This window comes from Reyranella sp. GW821-FHT14A01 (assembly GCF_058803965.1).
On record NZ_JBXAPM010000006.1, the window covers coordinates 10 to 18,937 of the forward strand.

At 66.7% G+C, this 18,928-nt stretch carries 18 protein-coding genes and 1 tRNA gene; 1 reads left to right on the top strand and 18 read right to left on the bottom strand.

What is annotated here, in order from left to right; all coding sequences use genetic code 11:
- Positions 1-70: 70 nt before the first annotated feature.
- The 11 genes from AC1ROX_RS11300 to AC1ROX_RS11350 all read right to left on the bottom strand — a co-directional run bounded on the left by AC1ROX_RS11300 (position 71) and on the right by AC1ROX_RS11350 (position 10,237).
- Positions 71-544: a glutathione peroxidase gene (locus tag AC1ROX_RS11300; RefSeq protein WP_493125470.1), complete on the bottom strand. Its 474-nt coding sequence runs from the start codon at positions 542-544 to the stop codon at positions 71-73.
- Between the two features lie 14 nt (positions 545-558).
- Complete coding sequence (locus AC1ROX_RS11305; RefSeq protein WP_493125472.1) at positions 559-1,233, bottom strand: sulfite oxidase-like oxidoreductase; 675 nt, start codon at positions 1,231-1,233, stop codon at positions 559-561.
- 8 nt (positions 1,234-1,241) lie between these two features.
- Positions 1,242-2,777 (bottom strand): acyl-CoA synthetase, encoded by a 1,536-nt coding sequence (locus tag AC1ROX_RS11310; RefSeq protein WP_493125474.1) that lies wholly within the window; start codon positions 2,775-2,777, stop codon positions 1,242-1,244.
- Positions 2,774-3,397 (bottom strand): TetR/AcrR family transcriptional regulator, encoded by a 624-nt coding sequence (locus AC1ROX_RS11315; protein WP_493125476.1) that lies wholly within the window; start codon positions 3,395-3,397, stop codon positions 2,774-2,776. The genes AC1ROX_RS11310 and AC1ROX_RS11315 overlap by 4 nt, the downstream gene beginning before the upstream one ends.
- 139 nt (positions 3,398-3,536) lie before the next feature.
- A complete protein-coding gene (locus AC1ROX_RS11320) occupies positions 3,537-4,055 on the bottom strand; it encodes a response regulator (RefSeq protein WP_493125478.1) in 519 nt (172 codons plus the stop codon).
- 84 nt (positions 4,056-4,139) lie between these two features.
- Positions 4,140-4,586, bottom strand: coding sequence for an Hsp20 family protein (locus tag AC1ROX_RS11325; protein WP_493125480.1), 447 nt, complete (start codon positions 4,584-4,586; stop codon positions 4,140-4,142).
- Positions 4,587-4,751: 165 nt separating this feature from the next.
- A complete protein-coding gene (locus AC1ROX_RS11330) occupies positions 4,752-5,924 on the bottom strand; it encodes an isovaleryl-CoA dehydrogenase (RefSeq protein WP_493125482.1) in 1,173 nt (390 codons plus the stop codon).
- A 28-nt stretch (positions 5,925-5,952) separates the two neighbouring features.
- A complete protein-coding gene (locus AC1ROX_RS11335; protein ID WP_493125484.1) occupies positions 5,953-6,396 on the bottom strand; it encodes a hypothetical protein in 444 nt (147 codons plus the stop codon).
- Positions 6,397-6,422: 26 nt separating this feature from the next.
- Complete coding sequence (mgtE, locus tag AC1ROX_RS11340) at positions 6,423-7,784, bottom strand: magnesium transporter (RefSeq protein ID WP_493125486.1); 1,362 nt, start codon at positions 7,782-7,784, stop codon at positions 6,423-6,425.
- A complete protein-coding gene (locus AC1ROX_RS11345; RefSeq protein WP_493125488.1) occupies positions 7,781-10,063 on the bottom strand; it encodes an NADP-dependent malic enzyme in 2,283 nt (760 codons plus the stop codon). The genes mgtE and AC1ROX_RS11345 overlap by 4 nt, the downstream gene beginning before the upstream one ends.
- Positions 10,064-10,152: 89 nt before the next feature.
- A tRNA-Leu gene (locus tag AC1ROX_RS11350) sits at positions 10,153-10,237 on the bottom strand.
- A gap of 89 nt (positions 10,238-10,326) precedes the next feature.
- Here AC1ROX_RS11350 and lipB point away from each other — a divergent pair.
- Positions 10,327-11,004 carry a lipoyl(octanoyl) transferase LipB gene (lipB, locus tag AC1ROX_RS11355; RefSeq protein WP_493125490.1) on the top strand — a complete coding sequence of 226 codons (678 nt, stop codon included), beginning with the start codon at positions 10,327-10,329 and terminating at the stop codon, positions 11,002-11,004.
- Here lipB and AC1ROX_RS11360 read toward each other — a convergent pair.
- The 7 genes from AC1ROX_RS11360 to AC1ROX_RS11390 form a co-directional block, all read right to left on the bottom strand.
- Positions 10,982-11,263 carry an acylphosphatase gene (locus tag AC1ROX_RS11360; protein ID WP_493125492.1) on the bottom strand — a complete coding sequence of 94 codons (282 nt, stop codon included), beginning with the start codon at positions 11,261-11,263 and terminating at the stop codon, positions 10,982-10,984. The genes lipB and AC1ROX_RS11360 overlap by 23 nt on opposite strands.
- Before the next feature lie 5 nt (positions 11,264-11,268).
- On the bottom strand, positions 11,269-13,260 hold the full coding sequence (locus AC1ROX_RS11365) for an acetyl-CoA carboxylase biotin carboxylase subunit (protein ID WP_493126139.1): 1,992 nt from the start codon (positions 13,258-13,260) through the stop codon (positions 11,269-11,271).
- Between the two features lie 131 nt (positions 13,261-13,391).
- Positions 13,392-13,586: a hypothetical protein gene (locus AC1ROX_RS11370; RefSeq protein ID WP_493125494.1), complete on the bottom strand. Its 195-nt coding sequence runs from the start codon at positions 13,584-13,586 to the stop codon at positions 13,392-13,394.
- Between the two features lie 34 nt (positions 13,587-13,620).
- Positions 13,621-15,153 (bottom strand): acyl-CoA carboxylase subunit beta, encoded by a 1,533-nt coding sequence (locus tag AC1ROX_RS11375; RefSeq protein ID WP_493125496.1) that lies wholly within the window; start codon positions 15,151-15,153, stop codon positions 13,621-13,623.
- A 48-nt stretch (positions 15,154-15,201) separates the two neighbouring features.
- Positions 15,202-16,074 carry a phosphonopyruvate hydrolase gene (locus AC1ROX_RS11380; protein WP_493125498.1) on the bottom strand — a complete coding sequence of 291 codons (873 nt, stop codon included), beginning with the start codon at positions 16,072-16,074 and terminating at the stop codon, positions 15,202-15,204.
- 8 nt (positions 16,075-16,082) lie between these two features.
- Positions 16,083-16,799, bottom strand: a complete 717-nt coding sequence (locus AC1ROX_RS11385) for an ATP12 family chaperone protein (protein WP_493125500.1) — start codon at positions 16,797-16,799, stop codon at positions 16,083-16,085.
- A gap of 98 nt (positions 16,800-16,897) precedes the next feature.
- Positions 16,898-18,925, bottom strand: a complete 2,028-nt coding sequence (locus AC1ROX_RS11390) for an AsmA family protein (RefSeq protein WP_493125502.1) — start codon at positions 18,923-18,925, stop codon at positions 16,898-16,900.
- Between the last annotated feature and the right edge of the window lie 3 nt (positions 18,926-18,928).

An 18,928-nucleotide genomic window follows, 5' to 3' on the forward strand; every position in this document is an offset into this window, starting at 1 on the left:
GGGTTCACGCCGCAATACACCGACCTGCAGGCCCTGCATGAGAATTATGGCCCGCGCTCCAATGAGGGACCTATAACGCTGCCTCGATCGCCGAGGTGATCTCGTTCGCGACCGGGCGCACGCGGCTTGGCCAGGCGCCCTGCAGGCTGCCGTCCTTGCCGATCAGGTACTTGTGGAAGTTCCACTTGGGCGCCGCGCCCTCACCCGCTTCCGCCGCGATCCACTTGTAGAGGGGGTGGGCCTCGGGACCGATCACCTTCTGCTTCGCGGTCAGCGGGAACGTCACGTCGTACATCGTCTCGCAGAACTTCGCGATCTCAGCCTCGTCGCGCGGCTCCTGCGCGCCGAAATCGTTGCACGGCACGCCCAGCACCACGAGGCCGCGCGGGCCATAATTCTCATGCAGGGCCTGCAGGTCGGTGTATTGCGGCGTGAACCCGCAATAGGAGGCGACGTTCACCAGCAGGATCGGCTTGCCGGCGAGGCTCTTCAGGTCGAGCGGCTTGCCGTCGATGGTCGTGAAGCTGAAATCGTGCGCGCCCATGTCAGGCCTCCCCTTCAGATTTCGTCGTCATAGCGTTGTTCCAGCCACGGGTCGCCATAGTTGTGATAGCCGCGCACTTCCCAGAAGCCTGGCTTGTCGAGCTCGGAGAATTCGATGCGCTTGATCCACTTGGCGCTCTTCCAGAAATAGAGCCTGGGGATCACGACCCGCAGCGGCCCGCCATGTTCGCGGCTGATCGGCTCGCCGTTCCAGCTCCAGGCCAGCATCACGTCATCGGCCGCAAAGTCGGCCAGCGGCACGTTGGTCTTGTAGGTGTCGTAGGAATGGAAAATGACATGCTGCGCCGACGCCTTGGGCTTCACCAGGGCGATCAGGTCGCGGGCGCTGACACCTTCCCACCTGTTGTCGTAGCGCGACCAGGCGGTGACGCAGTGGATGTCGGTCGTGAGCCGGGTCGTCGGCAGCTTGTTGAACTCGTCCCACTTCAGCGTCACCGGCGCCTCGACCTCGCCGTCGACGAACAGGCGCCAGGCATGGGTGGGAATCTCGGGCTTTATGCCGAGGTCGAGGACGGGCCAGGTCTCGACCAGGCGCTGCCCCGGCGGCAGGCGCTCCGAATGGGCCGCGGTCTTGCCGGTCAGCAGGCGGCCTTCCTCGGCCCACTTCTGCTTGCTGTCGATCAGCTTGCCCTTCAGCCCGCCGGACAGGGTGACGTCGTCGTCGGCCATGGAACTCCTCAGATGCTGCGGCCCGCTCTCTCCCAATATGGAGCGCGCAGCTTGCGTTTGAAGATCTTGCCCGAATCCTCGCGCGGCAGCGCGGCGCTGAACTCGACCACCTTCGGCACCTTGTAGCGCGCCAGGTGCTCAGCCAGATAGGCGCGCACGGCGGTCGCGTCGAGGCTGGCGCCGGCCAGCGGCTCGACATGGGCGCAGATCTGCTCGCCGAACTCCTCGTCCGGGATGCCGAACACCGCGCAATCGCGCACGCCCGGCATCTGGATCAGGACGCCCTCGATCTCCGCCGGATAGATGTTCACGCCGCCCGAGATGATCATGTCGCGCTTGCGGTCGCACAGGAACAGGAAGCCGTCGGCGTCGACGTAGCCGATATCGCCCACCGTCACGAGCTGACCGAGTGCCACCTCGCGCCGCTTGGCGTCGTCGTTGTTGTAGGTGAAGTCCGCGAGGTGCGGGCCGCGCACATAGATCTCGCCGACCTCGCCCGTCGCCACCTCGTGCCCTTGCTCGTCGACGACGCGCACCGTCGCACCGGGCACCGCGCGGCCCACGGTGCCGGGCTTGCGCAGCGCGTCCTCGGAGCCGTGCCAGACAACGACGCCGGTCTCGGTGGCGCCGTAATACTCGTTGATGACGGGCCCCCACCATTCGATCATCTGGCGCTTCACCGCCGGCGCGCAGGGGGCCGCGCCATGGCTCACGAAACGCAGCGACGAGACGCCGTAGCGCGCCCGCACCTCGGCCGGCAGGCGCAGCAGGCGGACGAACATGGTCGGCACGATGTGCATATGGGTGACGCCATGCTTGTCGATCAGCCGCAGCATGTCCTCGGCCTCGAAGCGCGGCTGCAGCACCATGTGCAGGCCGAGCCGGGAGCTGGCATTGCCGTAGGCCGACGGCGCCGAGTGATACATCGGCCCGTTCATCAGCACGACGATCTCCGGGTCGGGCTTCAGCCCCCAGAACAAGGCCGCCTCCTGCGCCGCCGCGGCCTGCTGCTCGGGCGTGCTGGGCTGCCGGCGCACGCCCTTGGGCCGCCCGGTGGTGCCCGAGGTGTAGATCATGCTGCCGCGCGCCGCGCGGGGCGGCTCGGTGCGCGGCGTCGAGCCCGCCACGAACGCGTCCCACGGTTCGGTGCCCGCCGGCACCTGCCGCTTCTCGGCCGTGACGCCATAGGCGGCGGCGATCTCGTTCGGTGTCGGCACGGCGAAGACCGTCACGCCCTCGGGCACGCCGCCCGCGATCTGCGCCAGCAAGTCGGTATGGGCCACGAGGACCGATGCGCCGCTGTCGCGCAGGATGTAGTTCGCCTCCTCGGGCGTGAAGTGCCAGTTGATCGGCACGGCATAGGCGCCGATCTGGCTCGCCGCCATGTTCACTTCGAAGGTCGCGAAGTCGTTGCGCAGCATCAGCGCCACGGCGCTGTCCTCGCCGACGCCCAGCGCCGAGAGCCCGCCGGCGGCACGCGCCGCATTGTCCCTGATCTCCGCCCAGCCGCGGAACCGGTCGCCCGCCGTGACACCTGCCGTCATTGCTTCTTCCCCGTCTTCTTTGGATCGGCCAGCGCACCCTTGAACATCAGGGTGCCGTGGAAGCTCGCCAGCGCCCGATAGTCCGGGCCATGCTCCAGCATGCCCGCCCGCTGCAACATGACCAGGCCGTGCGCGGCCATCCACATGGACCAGCCGAACATGGCGGGATCGACGTCGATCAGGCCGGCCTTCGCCATTTCTTCGGCCTGTTGGGTGATGAAGGTTCGCGCCCGCGAGGCCACGTGCTTGAGTTCGGGATGCTCGTCGTCGATCGGCTGGTTGATGTCGAACATGATGCGATAGGCATGCGGATGATCGGCGGCAAAGCGCAGATAGGCATCGCCCACGCGGCGCGCACTGTCGAGCGGTCCGTCGGCATTGGCCGCGGCGGCTTCCAGCGTTTCGGCGAACCGCGCGAAGGCCTGCGCCCGCACCGTTGCCAGGATGTCGGCCTTGTCCTTGAAGTAGCGGTAGGGCGTCTTGGGACTGCAGCCCAGCGCCTCGGCGAGCTGGCGCATGGTGACGCCCTCATAGCCGAAGCGGGCGAAACGCTCCGTGGCCACCCGGCACAGCTCGGCCCGGAAATCGGCGATGTCTTGTTCGGTAAGGTAACGCGGCATGATTTACATACACAGTGTGTACGTATAACCGCCGTCCGTCAAACGCCGACTTCCTCGTACCGGCGACCACCGGATCTGGCGCCGGCTTCTCAGGGCGTAGTGCCACAATAGAGCCAGCGCCAGTCCATCGGCGTCTTATCTAGAGCTGGGGAAACAACCTTGGCCCCTTGGTGTATGGAATCACCACTGCTCCGGGGCTGCCGTTGACCATCTGGTCGACGGTGTCCACCAGCGCACGTGGCGAGACCGGCTTGGTAATCAGGGGCCGTAGCGCAAGCTCATGCGGCAGGTTGCTCGCGTCACTGGCAATCACCGCGAAAGGCACCTGTTCGGCTGCCAGCCAGTCTGCAACTGCGAAGGGGGCACTTCGGCGAGACTCCACGTCTATTACAGCCGCGTCGAGGCGGCCGGCTTTGACAAGACGTTCCACTTCGCTCTGGCTTCCTGCTGGACCGACGATGCGATAACCCGCGTCTCGCAGGTGCTTCTGCATTTCCAGAGCCAGCGGCAGCTGGTCCTCGACGATCAGGATGCGGCCACGCGGCGGCCGGTCGATCGTTCCTGCGTAGCCACAAGGCGGAAAAGCTTCAGCGCCATCGACCTGGGCAGTCAGGTCTGAGGACCATTCAGGCCGGTAGGCTGCCGACCTTGCGATCATGACGAACCTCCTAAATGCGATGGATCGGATGGAGAGCGCCCACCGCCGTCGCAGCGGACGCCCCCACCCCGTTGACCGTGAGGCCTATTGCCTGGTGATGCGCGGCGCCGAGCCCGCTTCGATGCGGATGGCGCGGGCCTTCTTCTCCTCCGGAATCTCGCGCTTCAGCTCGATCGTCAGAAGGCCATTTGCGAGGCTGGCACCCACCACCTTCACGTGGTCGGCGAGCTGGAAGCGGCGCTCGAACTCGCGGGCCGCGATGCCGCGGTAGAGGTATTCCTTCTCCTCAGCCCCCGGCTGCGACCTGCCGGTGACGAGAAGCTCGTCCTCCTTTTGCGTGATGCTCAGCTCGGCCTCGCCGAAGCCCGCCACCGCCATGACGATGCGGTAGCTGTCATCGCCCGCCTTCTCGATATTGTAAGGCGGATAGCCCTGCGGGCCCTGGCTGACGGCCGAATCGAGCATGTTGAACACCCGGTCGAAGCCGACCGTGTCGCGATAGAACGGCGAAAAATCGAAAGCTGTGCGCATGTTCATCCTCCACTCTTGAGCGATGTGTTTGCGAAGCAGTCCCCCGAGGGGCGACCGCCGGGGCGACACCGGAAGCGCCGCCGGCAGAGGATCTAGGTAGGGTCAATGAGCCTTCAAGTGCCGGCCTGGAAAAAATTTGAGCCCAACCAGGTGCTGTCGAGCGGCTTACGCCGTCTCGGCAAACAGTTCCCGGCCGATCAGCATGCGGCGGATTTCGCTGGTGCCGGCGCCGATCTCGTAGAGCTTGGCGTCGCGCAGCAGGCGGCCCGCCGGATAGTCGTTGATGTAGCCGTTGCCGCCCAGGAGCTGGATGGCGTCTAGGGCGATCAGCGTGGCCTTCTCGGCGGCATAGAGGATCGCGCCGGCCGAATCCTTGCGCGTGGTCTGGCCGCGGTCGCAGGCCTTGGCGACGGCGTACACATACGACTTGCAGGCGTTCATGGTCGTGTACATGTCGGCGAGCTTGCCCTGCACGAGCTGGAACTCGCCGATCGCCTGGCCGAACTGCTTGCGCTCGTGGACGTAGGGCACGACGATATCCATCGCGGCCTGCATGATCCCGATGGGTCCCGCGGCCAGCACGGCACGCTCATAGTCGAGCCCGCTCATCAGCACGTTGACGCCCTTGCCCACCGCGCCCAGCACGTTCTCCTCGGGGATCTCGCAATCCTCGAACACGAGCTCGCCGGTCGAGGAGCCGCGCATGCCCATCTTGTCGAGCTTCTGCGCGACCTTGAAGCCCTTGCGGTCGGTCTCGACGATGAAGGTGGTGATGCCGCGCGACCCGGCCGCGGGATCGGTCTTGGCATAGACCACGATCAGCTGCGCGTCGGGGCTGTTGGTGATCCACATCTTGGTGCCGTTCAGGACGTAGCGGTCACCCTTCTTCTCGGCCCTGAGCTTCATCGACACGACGTCGGAGCCGGCGCCGGTTTCGCTCATGGCGAGACTGCCGACATGCTCGCCGGAGATCAGCTTGGGCAGGAAGCGCTTCTTCTGCTCGTCGGTGCCGGTGCGGCGGATCTGGTTGATGCAGAGATTGGAATGCGCGCCGTAGCTCAGGCCGACTGCGGCCGAGGCGCGGCTGATCTCCTCGACCGCGATGACATGCTCCAGGTAGCCGAGGCCCGAGCCGCCGAATTCCTCCTCGACGGTGATGCCGTGCAGGCCGAGCTCGCCCATCTTGGGCCAGAGTTCGCGCGGGAACCGGTCGGTCTTGTCGATCTCGGCGGCGATCGGCGCGACCTCGGTCGAGGCGAAACGCTGGACCTGGTCGCGCAGCGCGTCGGCGGTCTCGCCCAGGCCGAAATCGAACGGCGGCATCGCATTCGGGATCATGATCTGTCTTACCTGTTGGGGGCCTAACTCAGGACTTGGAGCCCAGCTTGACGTGGATACGGATCAGCTTCCACTCGCCATCCGACGGAATGAACTCCAGCTCGAAGAGCAGGCGCGACGGCTCCGTGGGGAAACTGCCCTTCACCACCAGCTTGCCGTCACCGTCGACCCCCGGCGGCGGGTCGTAGGTCGGCAGCATGGCCGCGATGATGTCGAAATCGGCGTTGCCCCGGCTGAACTCCTTGAACGTCTCCTTGAGCTTCTCCGGCGGGAATTGCTCGCGGAATGGCTTGGAGAGCTTGGCATGCAGCACGGTGTAGTTGCCGGTCACGTTGGCGTCGTTGAGGCTGAGCAGGGAGGCCTTGACCAGCGCTTCCAGCACGCGGTCGGACGGCACCTTGTTCTGCGCCTCAGCCGTTGCAGCCGCCAGCAGCAGGACGAATGCACCCATCAGGCGAAAGATTGCCGACATGAAGCACCTCCGCCTGGGACGATACCTCAAAGCAGGAAGATCGTCGCGAGGCCCAGGAAGGTCAGGAAGCCGGTCACGTCGGTGACCATGGTCAGGAACACGGTCGACGAGACGGCCGGGTCGACGCCGAATTTCTGCAGGCCGAGGGGGATCAGCGAGCCCGCCAGCGCCGCCGCGATGAGATTGCAGACCATGGACGCGGCGATCACGCCCCCCAGCCGCCAATCGTGGAAAATCAGGACCACACCCGCGGCCAGCAGCAGCGCGAACAACAATCCGTTGAGACTGCCGACCATTGCTTCCTTGGCGATGAAGCGCATCCCGTTCGCAGCGGTCAGCTCGCCCATCGCCAGGGCGCGCACCGTGACGGTGACGGTCTGGATGCCGGCATTGCCGCCCATCGACGCCACGATCGGCATGAGAGCGGCCAGGATCACGATTTTCTCGATCGTGTCCTCGAACTGGCTGATGACGAAAGACGCCACAAGGGCGGTCGCGACGTTGACCAGCAGCCAGGGCGCGCGCAGCCGGGCCGTCGTCACCGTGTCGGCATGCATGTCGTCGGAACCGACGCCGCCCATCATGAGCAGGTCTTCCTCGGCCTCCTCGTCGATCACGTCGACCACGTCGTCGACCATGATCACGCCCAGCAGCCGTCCGTCATTGTCGACGACCGGGCATGAGACCAGGTTCTTGTCGCGGAAGACGTGCGCCACCTCGGCCTGCTCGGCCATGGCCGGCAGCGACGGGATATCGGGATCGACGATGTCGAGGACCTGCACCGGCCGCTTGGTACGCAGCATGCGACCGAGCGGTACGGAGCCGCGCAGGCTGCCGGCCGCATCGACGACGAAAATATCGTAAACGTCGTCGGGCAGGTCGGTCGCCTCGCGGCAATAGTCGATCACCTGACCCACCGTCCAGGTATCGGCGACCTTGACCAGCGAACTCTGCATGAGTCGTCCGGCCGTGTATTCGGGATAGGCCAGCGCGCGCTCGATGTCGGCGCGTTCGTCGGCCGGCAGCTCAGCCAGAACTTCCTGCCGCTCGTCCTCCGACAGGTCTTCGAGGATGGTGGCCGCATCGTCGGCCTCGAGTTCGCGCGCAGCGGCGGCGATCTCCTTGCTGTCGAGATGCTCGAGAACGTCCTCGAGGACTTCCTCGTCGAGTTCGGTCAGCGCCTCGGGATCGAGGTCGTCCTTGAGGACGCCGACCAGCTTCTCGCGTTCGAGCTCCGAGACCTGCTCGAGGATGGAGGCCTGGCCGGTGGCGCTGAGGTTGGCCAGCAGCCCCCGCGCATCCTCCGGCCTGTTCTCGACAAGGGCCGCCTCAACTCGCCGGACGAGGTCCGGCGTGACTTCATCGACGAGATCGATCTCGCCGCTCATCCACGCGCCTCAGCGAGGCGTTGGGCTTCGACGACGGCCAGCGCCGTCATGTTGAGGATGCCGCGGGCGGTGACCGACGGCGTGAGCACATGCGCCGGCAGGTCGGTGCCGAGCAGCATGGGGCCGATATGCAGGCCGTCCGCGCCATCCTTCAGCAGATTGAAGGCGATATTGGCGGAGTCGAGCGACGGGCAGACCACGAGGTTCGCCACTTCCTTGAGCCGGGAGCGCGGAAAGACGCCGTTACGGATCTCGACATCCAGCGCGGCGTCGCCGTGCATCTCGCCGTCGACTTCGAGCGTCGGGGCGCGCTCGTGGAGGATCTTGACGGCCGCCGCCATCTTCTTGGCCGAGGGATGCTCGGAACTGCCGAAGCTCGAATGCGAGATCAGCGCGACCTTGGGCTGGATGCCGAAGCGCAGCACTTCGTCGGCCGCCAGCAACGTGATCTCGGCCAGGGTCTCCGGATCGGGATCGTAGTTCACGTAGGTGTCGGCGATGAACAGCGAGCGGGTCGGCATGACCAGCAGGCTGAGCGCCGCCATGTTCTTCACGCCCTCGCGCTGGCCGATGACGTCGCGCACATGGGCCAGGTGAGTGCGGAAGCGGCCATAGGCGCCGGCGATCATCGCGTCGGCATCGCCGAGCTTCACCGCGAGCGCGGCGATCAAGGTCGGGCTGGAGCGCACGAGGTTGCGGGCCGTCGGCTCGGTGACGCCGCGCCGTTCCATCAGCTCGTGATAGGCGCCCCAGTATTTGTCGTAGCGCGCGTCCTTGGAGGGATCGACCAGCTCGACATCGACGCCCGGCTGGAAGCGCAGGCCGAGACGCTCGGCGCGGCGGCGCACGATCTCCGGCCGGCCGATCAGGATCGGCTTGGCGATGCCCTCATCGAGGATGATCTGCACGGCGCGCAGGACACGGTCGTCCTCGCCGGCGCTGAAGATCACGCGCTTGGGCGCACTGCGCGCCTGCTCGAACACCGGCCGCATGATCAGGCCGGACTTGAAGACGAACTGGCTGAGCTGCTGGCGATAGGCGTCGAAATCGCTGATCGGCCGCGTGGCGACGCCGCTGTCCATCGCAGCCTTCGCGACGGCCGGCGCCAGCTCGACGATCAGGCGCGGATCGAACGGCTTGGGAATGATCTGGGTCGGTCCAAAACCACCCGCCTGGTCGCCGAAGGCGCGGGCCACGACCTCGGACGGCTCCTTGCGCGCGAGCGACGCCAGCGCCCGCACGCAGGCGATCTTCATCTCGTCGTTGACGGTCGTCGCGCCGACATCCAGTGCGCCGCGGAAGATATAGGGGAAGCAGAGGACGTTGTTGACCTGGTTGGGATAGTCGCTGCGGCCGGTCGCCATGATGGCATCGTCGCGCACGCTGGCGACGTCTTCCGGCGTGATCTCCGGGTTGGGATTGGCCAGCGCGAAGATCAGCGGCCTGGCCGCCATCTTGGCCACCATCTCGGGCTTCAGCACGCCGGCCGCCGACAGGCCCAGGAACACGTCGGCCCCGCCGATCACCTCGCCCAGGGTGCGGGCCTGGGTGTCGCGCGCGTAGCGCTCCTTCCACGGGTCCATCTGCTCGTTGCGGCCCTTCCAGACCACGCCGGCGATGTCGGTGACCCACATGTTCTCGCGCGGCAGGCCGAGCTTCTCGAGTACGCCGAGGCACGACAGCGCCGCGGCACCGGCGCCCGACACGACGAGCTTCACCTTGGCGATGTCCTTGCCGACCAGCGACAGGGCGTTGAGCAGTGCCGCGCCAACGATGATGGCAGTGCCATGCTGGTCGTCGTGGAACACCGGGATCTTCATGCGCTCACGCAGCTTCTGCTCGACGTAGAAGCACTCCGGCGCCTTGATGTCCTCGAGGTTGATGCCGCCGAAGGTCGGTTCCAGCGAGGCCACGATGTCGACCAGCTTCTCCTGATCGAGTTCGGCCAGTTCGAGGTCGAAGACGTCGATGCCGGCGAACTTCTTGAAGAGGACGCCCTTGCCTTCCATCACCGGCTTGGCGGCCAGCGGCCCGATCGCACCGAGGCCCAGCACGGCCGTACCGTTGGTCACGACGGCGACCAGGTTGGCCCGGGCGGTGAGTTCGGCGGCCGTCGCGGGATCGCGCACGATCTCGTTGCAGGCAGCCGCTACGCCGGGCGAATAGGCCAGCGAGAGGTCGCGCTGGGTCGCCAGCGGCTTGGTCGGGACGACCTCGATCTTCCCGGGTCGTGGCAGGCGATGGTAGCGGAGAGCGCTTTCGCTGAGATCGTCGGCCAAAGCTCATCTCCTCGCCTGAAAACAAAAAGGGCCGCCGGTTGGCATTTACCAACAGGCGGCGACCTCTACCTTTTCGTTCGAACCGGCGATGGTGCGGCCAAGAAGACTCGAACTTCCACGCCTCGCGGCACTAGCACCTCAAGCTAGCGCGTCTACCAATTCCGCCATGGCCGCGCCGGATCGATGGCGCGGGGGATACCAAATCGCCCCACCAGTGGCAAGGCGGGCTTGCATGAAGGTTCGGAAGTACCGATTTTGCCACAATGAACAGCCCCGAATGGCGCATCTCCGACGGCGCAGTCCCCTACGACGAGGCCCTTGCCACCATGGAGGCGAGGGTCGCCGACATCCGGGCGGGACAGGCCGACGAAATGGTCTGGCTGCTGGAGCACCCGCCGCTCTACACCGCGGGCACCAGCGCCCGCACCCAGGACCTGCTGCAGCCCGCGCGCTTTCCGGTCCATGTCGCCGGCCGCGGCGGCCAGTACACCTATCACGGACCCGGCCAGAGGGTGGCCTATGTGATGCTCGACCTGCGGGCGCGCCGCCAAGACGTGCGCCGCTACGTGTCCGACCTCGAGGAATGGACGATCCGCACGCTCGGCCGCTTCAACGTGAGGGCCGAGCGGCGCGAAGGCCGCGTCGGCGTCTGGGTCGTGCGGCCGGACAAGCCGCCGCTGCCCGACGGCACGCCGCGCGAGGACAAGATCGCGGCCATCGGCGTACGCATCCGCCACTGGGTGGCGTTCCACGGCATCTCGATCAACGTCGAGCCGGACCTTTCGCACTATGCGGGAATCGTTCCCTGCGGCATCGCCGACCATGGCGTGACGTCGCTGGTCGATCTCGGCCTGCCGGTGACCCTGGCCGACCTCGATGCCGCCCTGGCCGAGACCTTTGAGGAAGTGTTCGGCGAAATCAGGCCGTCGGCAGCCGCGTAAAGCCCGTCGGCAGGACGTCGAGGTCGACCGGCTCGACATCGACGGCATCCACCTGCGCTAAGAACGGACCACGCCGGCAGGCCTCTATCATCTTGCCGACCGCATCGTCGTCGCCAACGATCAGCGCCTCGACCGAACCGTCGGACCGATTGCGCACCCAGCCGTTGAGGCCGAGCCGCTGTGCCGTGGCCATCGCCCAATCGCGATAGCCCACGCCCTGCACCCGGCCCGTAATCGTGAGGCGCGCCTGCAAGGCCATCGGGCTCAGGCGAACTCGATGATCTTCTGGTCGACCCTCAGGCTGTCGCCCGCCTTGGCGTGCAGCGTCTTCACCGTGCCGTCGCGCGTGGCGCGCAGCACGTTCTCCATCTTCATCGCCTCGACCACAGCCAGCGCTTCGCCCGCCTTGATCTCCTGCCCCTCGCTCACCGCCACGGAGGCCAGCAGGCCCGGCATCGGCGACAGCAGGAACTTCGACGTGTCGGGCGCGGCCTTGACCGGCATCAGCGCATAGAGTTCGGCCTGGCGCGGCGTCAGCACCAGCACGTCGGCCTGACCACCCTCATGCGTCAATCGCCAGCCAGAGCCGAGTGTGTCGACTTGCACGGCAACCTGCTGATCATCGACCAGGCAATGAAACAGTGGGTCACCAGGCTTCCAGCGACCCTTGACGATAATTCTGCGCTCGCCCACCAGGACCCAGAAGTCCTCGTCATAGCCATACGCGGTGACCGCCATCGGCTCCCGGTTGAGCATGACGACGCTACCTTTTTCTGCCGGAACCATTTCCGCCCATGTGTTCCACTTGGCGAGCGTACTCCTTCCGCGCAGAGCACAAATGCGGTCAATCACGGCCGCAACGCCCGCCAGCATGGCCGGATCCTTCGGCGGCAGATGGGCAGCGGTGAAGCCGCCCTTGAATTCCTCGGCGATGAAGTTGGTCGTGAGGTTGCCCGCCCGGAAGCGCGGATGGGCCATCAGCGCCGCCAGGAACGGCACGTTGTGCGACACGCCGCGGACATAGAATTCGTCGAGCGCGCGGCGCATGCGATCGATCGCCTCGTTGCGCGTCTTTCCGTGCGTACAGAGCTTGGCGATCATCGGGTCGTAGAACATCGAGATCTCGCCGCCCTCGTAGACGCCGGTATCGACGCGAACCTCGGGGCCCGGCGCAGGCTCGCGATACTTCACGAGGCGGCCGGTCGACGGCAGGAAGTTGCGGAAAGGGTCTTCCGCGTAGAGGCGCGCCTCGACGGCCCAGCCCTGCAGCTTCACGTCCTTCTGCTGGAACGGCAGCTTCTCGCCGGCCGCCACGCGGATCATCAACTCGACGAGGTCGAGGCCGGTGATCAGCTCGGTCACCGGATGCTCGACCTGCAGGCGAGTGTTCATCTCAAGGAAGTAGAACTTGCGGTGCTTGTCGACGATGAACTCGACGGTGCCGGCGCTCTTGTATTGGACCGCCTTCGCGAGTGCCACGGCCTGCTCGCCCATCGCCTTGCGCGTCTTGGCGTCGAGGAACGGGCTCGGCGCCTCCTCGATCACCTTCTGGTGACGGCGCTGGATCGAGCACTCACGTTCCCAGAGATAGATACAGTTGCCGTGGCCATCGGCGATGAGCTGGATCTCGATGTGGCGCGGTTCCTCGATGTACTTCTCGATGAACACGCGATCGTCGGCGAACGAGGCCTTGGCCTCGTTGGTCGCCGAGCCGAAGCCCTCATGCGCCTCGGCATCGTTCCAGGCGATGCGCATTCCCTTGCCGCCGCCGCCGGCCGAAGCCTTGATCATGACGGGGTAGCCGATCTTCTGGGCGATCTTCACCGCCTCGTCGGCATTGGGGATCGCCGCGAGATAGCCCGGCACCGTGCTGACGCCGGCCTTCTGGGCGAGCTTCTTGGACTCGATCTTGTCGCCCATGGCGTAGATGGCGTGGGCGTTGGGACCGATGAAGGCGATGCCGGCTTCGGCCAGCGCCTTCTGGAAGGCCTCCTTCTCGGAGAGGAAGCCGTAGCCCGGATGCACGGCCTGGGCGCCGGTCTGCTTGCAGGCCTCGACGATCTTGTCGATCAGCAGGTAGGACTGCGCCGAGGGCGGCGGTCCGATCAGCACCGCTTCGTCGGCCTCGCGCACATGCAGCGCGTCGGCGTCGGCTTCGGAATAGACCGCCACGGTCTTGATGCCGAGCCGCTTGCAGGTCCGGATGACGCGGCAGGCGATCTCGCCGCGGTTGGCGATCAGGATCTTGTCGAACAGCGGCCCACCAGTTGTCGGCGTCGGGGCCGCCGGCTCCTTCGTCGGGGCCTTTTTCACGCTCTTGGTGCGCGCGGCGCTCTTGGGCGCACTCTTCGCGGCGACCTTGGCGACCTTCTTCTTGGCGGCCATGCTCACATTCCTTCTTTTCTGCGATCGAAGAAGCCCCTGGCCCACAGTGAGTGGGCGCCGATCAGGGGCAGCCAGACGATGAGGACCCAGAGCCACCACGGGTACTGACGGCTCACGATGAAATTCAGCGGGATGATCACGAGCAGCGCGAGAAGCCCCACCATCAGGTGCTTGCGCACGATCCGGCCGCGCCTCATGCGTTCCTCTGGAGAGAGATGCACGTGGTTCCCGTCACAGAGGGACGTTGCCGTGCTTGCGCCACGGATTCTCGAGCTTCTTGGTCTCGAGCGTGGCCAGCGCCTTGCAGACCCGGCGGCGCGTGCCGTGCGGCATGATCACGTCGTCAATGAAGCCGCGGTTGGCCGCCACGAACGGATTGGCGAACTTCTCGCGATACTCCTCGGTGCGCGCCGCGATCTTCGCGGCGTCGCCGACATCGGACCGGAAGATGATCTCGACCGCGCCCTTGGCGCCCATCACCGCGATCTCGGCACCGGGCCAGGCATAGTTCACGTCGCCGCGCAGGTGCTTGGACGCCATCACGTCGTAGGCGCCGCCATAGGCCTTGCGGGTGATCACCGTCACCTTCGGCACGGTCGCCTCGGCATAGGCGTAGAGCAGCTTGGCGCCGTGCTTGATGATGCCGCCGAACTCCTGCGTGGTGCCCGGCAGGAAGCCCGGCACGTCGACGAAGGTCACGATGGGGATGTTGAAGGCATCGCAGAAGCGCACGAAACGCGCCGCCTTGCGCGAACTGTCGATGTCGAGGCAGCCCGCCAGCACCATCGGCTGATTGGCGACGAAGCCGACCGTGCGGCCGGCCATGCGGCCGAAGCCCACCACCATGTTGGCGGCCCATTCCGGCGACAGCTCGAAGAAATCGCCCTCGTCGACGACCTTCAGGATCAGCTCCTTGATGTCGTAGGGCTTGTTGGGATTTTCCGGCACCAGCGTATCGAGCGAGGGATCGTCGCGGTCGATCGGGTCGAGCGTCGTGCGGACCGGCGCCTTCTCGCGATTGTTCGACGGCAGGAAATCGACGAAGCGGCGTAGTTGCAGCAGCGCCTCGATGTCGTTCTCGTAGGCGAGATCGGCGACACCCGACTTCTGCGTGTGGGTGAGCGCGCCGCCCAGCTCCTCCTGCGTCACCGTCTCGTGCGTGACGGTCTTCACCACGTCGGGGCCGGTGACGAACATGTAGGAGCTGTCCTTCACCATGAAGATGAAGTCGGTCATCGCCGGCGAGTAGACCGCGCCGCCAGCACAGGGGCCCATGACCATCGAGATCTGCGGGATCACGCCCGAGGCCAGCACGTTGCGCTGGAAGACGTCGGCGTAACCCGCGAGCGAATCGACGCCCTCCTGGATGCGCGCACCGCCCGAATCGTTGAGGCCCAGCACCGGCGCGCCGACCTTCATGGCCATATCCATGATCTTGCAGATCTTGGTGGCATGCATGCCCGACAATGCCCCGCCGAAGACCGTGAAATCCTGGCTGAAGACATAGACCAGCCGGCCGTTGATCGTGCCGTGGCCGGTGACCACGCCGTCGCCCGGGATCTTCTGGTTCTCCATGCCGAAATCGATCGAGCGATGCTCGACATACATGTCGTATTCCTCGAACGACTCCGGATCGAGCAGCGCATCGATGCGCTCGCGGGCCGTCAGCTTGCCCTTGGCGTGCTGCGCCTCGATACGGCGCTCGCCGCCGCCCAGCCGCGCCGCTGCCCGCCTGCGCTCGAGTTCTTCCAACATTTTCTGCATCTAAATCTCCGGCCCTCGGTCAGTTTTCGGCCAATAAATTGATCGCGTCTAGCGGAGGAATCTCTTCTCGTTGTCCTTCACCGTTCCCATTCCCTGCAAATCGAACACCTCGTCGACCGTGGCGATGCTCGCCTCGACCCCGTGGATGCCGCCGTCCTTGCGGATCTGGGCGAAGGTCTTCCGCATGGCGCCGACCGCCGCGCGGATCGCGTGGTTGCCCCAGATCAGCAGGCCGACCTTCTTGAGTTCGCGCACCCGCGCCACCGTCATCTGCGGATAGGCGGTCGGCACCAGCGCGATCGGCACCTTGCCGTCCCAGGCCTTGATGAAAGACTCGATCTCGTCGGGCGTCTTCTGCTTGGAATGGACCAGGATCAGGTCGGCGCCCGCCGCCTCGTAGGCCCGCGCCCGCTTCAGCGCCTCGTCCTGACCGAGCCCCGCGATCAGCGCCTCGGTGCGGGCGACGACCACGAGGTCGGGATCGCGCCGCGCCGAACGCGCCGCCTCGATCTTGCCCTGGAACTCCTCGATGCGGACCATGTCCTGGCGGCCGCCGGCGATCAGGCTGGTGACCTTGGGGAAGCTCTTATCCTCCATCACGATCGCGCCGACGCCCGCGCGCTCGTACTGCTCGACGGCATAGAGGACGTTGATGGCATTGCCGAAGCCGGTGTCGATGTCGGCCACCACCGGCAGGCCCGAGCGATCGACCATGGCGCGCGTCATGTCGAGATGCTGGGTCATCGACACGACGCTGACATCCGGCACGCCGTACATCGCCGACAGCTCGAAGCCCGACGCCCAGATCGCGTCGAATCCTGCTTCGGCGGCCAGCATCGCCGACAACGGACTGTGCGCCGCCATCGCCTCGACGAGGCCCTTGTCCGCCATGACCTGCCGCAGCTTCTTGCCCGCTCCCATGATCCCTCTCATCCGCGCAGTCGCGCGTCTTCCAACAATCCAAGAAAGCGCGCGCACGCCTCGATATCCTTGCGCACGCCTTCGCGATGCTTCTCCGCCAACGGATCGTCACCCCAGCGATCGACCTGATAGAGCTCGTCCATCTGCGCGGCGGCAAAGGCGCCGGCCGCGTCGAGGCGGCCGTCCGATACCGCCAGCGCGATCACGACAGAGCCCGCCGTGTGCGTGAGGTTGTAGAGCGCGGAGAGGGCGAGATCGCCGTGTGCCGCCACCGCCGCATGCAGCCTCGCCCTGGCATCTTCCGGCTGCTCGACGAAGCCGATGCCCTCGGCTGTGGTCAACCGGGCGCCGTGGCGCTCGGCGGCCCAATCGAGCAACGGCTGCCACCGCTCCCGCTGCAATGTCACCAGGCTGTCCGGTGCCGTTGCGCGGTAGCAGAGCAAATCCGATCCGGCATATTTCGCCGTATCGGCGATCACCTCGTCGCGCCGCGCGACGACGCGGTCGATGCCGGTCGCCGCGAGCCGCGTGAGGGGAAGGTGGGCCGCGTTGATCTCGGCCTTGTCCGGCACGCCGGCCCATTCGGCCGCGATCGCCTCGGCCAGCGCCCGCGTCGGTACGACCAGCGTTGCCTTGGCGGGCGTCCGCATCGGCTTGCCGTCGAGCAGGATGCGAAAACCGCCCTCGCCCGCATCGACGTCCGTATCCTTGTAGAAGCGCTTCATTCAGTTCCCGACTAAGCCACGATGCGGAACCCACGGATCGAACGGCGCATCGTGGCGTCGGGCTTACACGCCGGGCAGGCCCGACGACAAGACTGCGGTTAGCGGCCCTGACTGCGCTGCGGACCGGGCGTTTGCCCCTGCGGCCGCGAAGCCCGCTGGCGCGTGTCCGAGACCGGCGCCGGCATCTGCGCCCGAAGCCCCGGCCGCAGGGCTTCCACGCGCGGCGCCAGGGCGGCGCAGGCGTTGGCGCCGGCCGTGCGGCCGGCCTGGGCGACCTGTGCCACGAGGCTGGGGATCGGGCCGCCGCCGACCAGCAGCTTGGACAGGTTGGGATCGACGGCGCTGGCGGTCTGCTTGCCCGCCCCGCCCTTGATGCGCATCGGCGTGGCGAGGGCCGCGTTCTGGTTGTCGCGCGCCTCGGGCGCCACGATGAACTCCCAGCCTTCGGTGCGCAGGTGCAGGTAGCCGCCGCCGACCAGCACGCCGCGCGGCGTGTCGACGACCAGCCGGCGGAGATTGGCGACACCGCCGCTCACTTCGAAGCGGCTGGCGATGCAATTGAACGGCACGCCCGCCTCGGTGCCGCCGAGCAGCTTCTGCGTTTCCGGCGGCCAGTTGGCGAGCTGGCTGTGCGGCCACAGTCCCTTGCCCATCGAGACGTCGATCGAGCCGCTGGCCGAGTTCAGCGCATCGCGCGTCGTGCGGCCGGCGCCGCGCAGGCGGAGGTCGAGATCGGCAACACCGTCGCGCAGGCCGAGATCGAGGCCCAGCAAGGTCGACAGTTCGCCGAGCGACACACGGTTGGCCGTCGCCGTCAGCGTGGTCTGCCCGAGACGGCCGGCCGGATCGTAGACCAGGTCGACACCGGCCGAGCCGCCGCCCACGGTCGCCGCCGCACGGAACGTGAAGCGTGTTTCGCCCGAGGCCAGCGTCACCGAGGCGTTCTGCATCTTGGCGCCGAGGCCCACCACTTCGCCCAGCCGCACCGTCACCGACAGGGCGGACCGGCCGAGCCAGTTGGCGACGAACGGCAGCGCCGGAATGAGGCGCGGTTGCTGCATCGGGGCCGTCGACGGCGCGGCGGGCGCCGCGCCGGCCGGCGGCGCCTTCAGCTCGGAAACGTCGAGGCGCGTGATGTCGGCGTTCACGACGATGGTCGGCGTGCCCTTGCGGTCGACGCGGAACAGCGCCTCGCCCGCCGCCTCGCTCGAACCGACCTTCAGCGCCGTCACCTCGACCTTGAAGCCATTGCGTTGCGTCGAGGCCTTGGTGTTCATCAGATAGGGGCCACCCACCGGGACGGGCAGGCGAATGTAGGGCCCGAACACCGAGACGTCCGGACCTTCGGAATTGATCTGCAGCGACGTGCCCTTGGCGTTGATGCTGCCCTTGATCGAGATCTTGCCCTCGCCGAAGCCGCCCTGCAGGTCGATATTGCCGGGCAATCCGGCCATCCAGCCGTTGAACGATCCCGCGGTGCCCGTGAGGCCCATCGGCACGCCCTGCGCCACGCCAAATCGTCCCTCGACCTGCAGCGCCTGGTTGGGCGCCGGCGACTTGAAGGTCGCGTTGGGAATATCGAGTACGACGGGCGGCCGCCCGGGCCCTTCCGAGACGGTCAGGACGGAATCGCGCACTTCGACGTTGTCGATCCAGGGAAAAGCCGCCGAGGTGCGCAGCCGGAGCGACCGGTTCTCGCCGGGATGCGGCCCCGACCCGTCGGGCGGCGGCAGCATGTCGAGGTTCGCATCGCCGACCTCGTTGCGCTCGATCAGGATGTCGGCGCCCTCGAGCACGATCTTGCCGATCTTGACCTCGCCCAGGAACAGCGAGAACGGATCGAGGTAGAGCGTCATGCGACGCACGCGCGCGAGATCGGGGCGCGATCCCCAGGGGGCGTTCGAGAGCGTCACGCCTTCGGCAACCATCGCCGGCTCGCTGCCGAGCTTCACGGTGAGCGGCACGCGAGCGGCCAGTTCGCGGCCGGTGACCTTGCGGACCTGTTCCGTCAGCCGCGCCTGATAGCGCGACAGGTCCCGGGTAGCGGCCCAGACGACGCCGACGACGGCAGCGATCGGCACCGCCACCGCCATGATCACCGCCACTCGCTTCCAGGGAATCCGCATCCC

Coding starts and splice junctions, on each gene's coding strand:
- AC1ROX_RS11300 (WP_493125470.1), bottom strand. CDS start 544: ATGGGCGCGCACGATTTCAGCTTCACGACCATCGACGGCAAGCCGCTC.
- AC1ROX_RS11305 (WP_493125472.1), bottom strand. CDS start 1,233: ATGGCCGACGACGACGTCACCCTGTCCGGCGGGCTGAAGGGCAAGCTG.
- AC1ROX_RS11310 (WP_493125474.1), bottom strand. CDS start 2,777: ATGACGGCAGGTGTCACGGCGGGCGACCGGTTCCGCGGCTGGGCGGAG.
- AC1ROX_RS11315 (WP_493125476.1), bottom strand. CDS start 3,397: ATGCCGCGTTACCTTACCGAACAAGACATCGCCGATTTCCGGGCCGAG.
- AC1ROX_RS11320 (WP_493125478.1), bottom strand. CDS start 4,055: ATGATCGCAAGGTCGGCAGCCTACCGGCCTGAATGGTCCTCAGACCTG.
- AC1ROX_RS11325 (WP_493125480.1), bottom strand. CDS start 4,586: ATGCGCACAGCTTTCGATTTTTCGCCGTTCTATCGCGACACGGTCGGC.
- AC1ROX_RS11330 (WP_493125482.1), bottom strand. CDS start 5,924: ATGATCCCGAATGCGATGCCGCCGTTCGATTTCGGCCTGGGCGAGACC.
- AC1ROX_RS11335 (WP_493125484.1), bottom strand. CDS start 6,396: ATGTCGGCAATCTTTCGCCTGATGGGTGCATTCGTCCTGCTGCTGGCG.
- mgtE (WP_493125486.1), bottom strand. CDS start 7,784: ATGAGCGGCGAGATCGATCTCGTCGATGAAGTCACGCCGGACCTCGTC.
- lipB (WP_493125490.1), top strand. CDS start 10,327: ATGAACAGCCCCGAATGGCGCATCTCCGACGGCGCAGTCCCCTACGAC.
- AC1ROX_RS11360 (WP_493125492.1), bottom strand. CDS start 11,263: ATGGCCTTGCAGGCGCGCCTCACGATTACGGGCCGGGTGCAGGGCGTG.
- AC1ROX_RS11370 (WP_493125494.1), bottom strand. CDS start 13,586: ATGAGGCGCGGCCGGATCGTGCGCAAGCACCTGATGGTGGGGCTTCTC.
- AC1ROX_RS11375 (WP_493125496.1), bottom strand. CDS start 15,153: ATGCAGAAAATGTTGGAAGAACTCGAGCGCAGGCGGGCAGCGGCGCGG.
- AC1ROX_RS11380 (WP_493125498.1), bottom strand. CDS start 16,074: ATGGGAGCGGGCAAGAAGCTGCGGCAGGTCATGGCGGACAAGGGCCTC.
- AC1ROX_RS11385 (WP_493125500.1), bottom strand. CDS start 16,799: ATGAAGCGCTTCTACAAGGATACGGACGTCGATGCGGGCGAGGGCGGT.
- AC1ROX_RS11390 (WP_493125502.1), bottom strand. CDS start 18,925: ATGCGGATTCCCTGGAAGCGAGTGGCGGTGATCATGGCGGTGGCGGTG.